The sequence below is a fragment of the Actinomyces sp. S6-Spd3 genome, assembly GCF_000758755.1.
Classification (GTDB): domain Bacteria; phylum Actinomycetota; class Actinomycetes; order Actinomycetales; family Actinomycetaceae; genus Pauljensenia.
On record NZ_JRMV01000065.1, the window covers coordinates 1 to 552 of the forward strand.

Genomic DNA, 552 nt, shown 5'->3' on the forward strand with positions numbered 1-552 from the left:
CGTTGGCGAATACTCATACCAAGAGAACGCCGCGCCACGAGGGCATCCGCGCGGCTCATACTCAGGCATATCCGGGCCGGTAGACGGGTAGTCTACTGCCTGCGACTCCCAGGTGATCACGCCGTCCTTCACGTATATTTTCCAGGAACACGAGCCCGTGCAGTTCACGCCGTGTGTCGAACGCACAATCTTGTCATAGGACCAGCGCTGGCGGTAGAACGAGTCTGCGTCGCGTCCTCCCTCTAGGAAAATCTGGCGTGCGTCACCTGAAACTTCGCCGCGGCGCAACTTTGAGCCGAGCGCGAACACGCCGGAAGCAGATTCGCGATAGCCCTGCTTAGTTGAATCAGTCATGATTTCCTCCAAATCGGGGCCGTTTAACCTGGGAACGGCGCGTTCTTGCGTGCGTAACGCATCCAACAAATCACGGAACAGAAGATGCAGTAGATGGCCGCAGCGAAGAAGAACGTGGAGGCCGCCATCATCGACAGGCATACACCTACAAGGAACGGGCCAAGCGCTGCCACTGCCGCGGTGAACCCAATCGCGCCG

The 552-nt window shown here is 58.7% G+C and carries 1 protein-coding gene and 1 pseudogene; both read right to left on the reverse strand.

Going from position 1 to position 552, the window contains the following annotated elements; genetic code table 11:
• On the reverse strand, nucleotides 1–354 hold a 354-nt coding region (locus HMPREF1627_RS00430; RefSeq protein WP_034500017.1), incomplete at its 3' end, for a hypothetical protein.
• 23 nt (nucleotides 355–377) lie between these two features.
• Nucleotides 378–552: pseudogene (locus HMPREF1627_RS10620) on the reverse strand (MFS transporter); the annotation flags it as partial.